General features: G+C 76.3%; 1 protein-coding gene. It reads left to right on the top strand.

All coding sequences use genetic code 11. The features are described 5' to 3' along the window. Positions 1 to 1,266: bifunctional ADP-dependent NAD(P)H-hydrate dehydratase/NAD(P)H-hydrate epimerase (locus AC5RV2_RS18110; protein ID WP_494093477.1), on the top strand; the 1,266-nt coding region annotated here is incomplete at both ends.

Genomic DNA, 1,266 nt, shown 5'->3' with positions numbered 1-1,266 from the left:
ATCGGTGCTGCGGCTGGCGGCGGAGGGAGTCGGCGAGGACAGGGCCCGCCGGGCCCGGGAGGTACCCACGGCTCCGCAGCTAGGGGAGGCCGCGCGGGCCATCCGCGAGGCGGCCGCGACCTGTTGTGCCGCCGACGTGCTGGTCGACGGGATCTTGGGCACCGGCGCGTCCGGGGCGCTGCGGGGACCGGCCCGGGAGCTGGTCCAGGCGGTCCTCGAACCGGAGCCGGGGCCGGGGCCGGAGCCCGGTCCGGGCCGCCGCCGCCCGCGGGTCGTGGCGTGCGACCTGCCCAGCGGCGTCGACGCCGAAACCGGCGAGGTGAACCGCCCCGTGCTGCCGGCGGACCTCACGGTCACCTTCGGCGGAGCCAAGACCGGCCTGATGCTGGATCCCGCGGCTGCGCTCGCCGGCCGGGTCGAAACGGTGGACATCGGCATCGGGGACCTCCTTCCGGCGCCGCGGCTGCGGCGGCTCCAGGTACAGGACCTGGCCCGGTTGTGGCCCGTGCCCCGCCGAACCGACCACAAGTACACCCGCGGGGTGCTCGGCGTCGCCGCCGGCTCTGCGTCCTATCCCGGGGCCGCCCTGCTCGCGACCCAGGCGGCCGCCGCCACCGGTGTGGGCATGATCCGCTACCTCGGCCCGGCCGAGGTGTGCCGCCAGGTCAACGTGCTGACCCCCGAAGCGGTCTGCTCGCAGGAGTCCGTCGCCGCCTCCCGCGTCCAGGCGTGGCTGGTGGGGCCGGGAACCGACGGTGACGCGGAGCAGCGCCAGCGCACCAGGGACGCCCTGGCGTCCGGGCTGCCGGTGATTGCCGACGCCGGTGCCTTCGACGTGCTGCCCGCGGAGCCGGGACCCCGGGTGGTCCTGACGCCGCACGCCGGTGAACTGGTGCGCATCCTCTCAGCCCAAGGGGTGGAGACCGACCGCGAGCACATCGAAGCGGCCTCCGCGGAGTACGCCGCGCTGGCCGCCGGGCTCACCGGGGCCACCGTGCTGCTCAAGGGCTCCGTAACGGTGATCGCCGCACCGGACGGCGCCCTGTTCAGCCAGGACGACGGGCCGGTATGGCTGGCCACGGCCGGTTCGGGCGACACCCTGGCCGGGATCCTCGGCGCGCTCGCGGCGACCGTCCGGACCGAAGACCTGGAGGCGGCCGGTTTCGCCGCGGCCGAGCACGGGGCGGTGGTGACTGCCATGGCCGCCTGCCTGCACGGGCTCGCCGCAACGGCGGCATCCACGGAGGCAGCGTGGCGGGACGGCGC

The sequence above is a fragment of the Arthrobacter sp. Y3225116 genome (assembly GCF_059091245.1).
The sequence above is the reverse complement of the archived record's forward strand: the minus strand, read 5'-3'. Positions and strand labels throughout refer to the sequence as shown.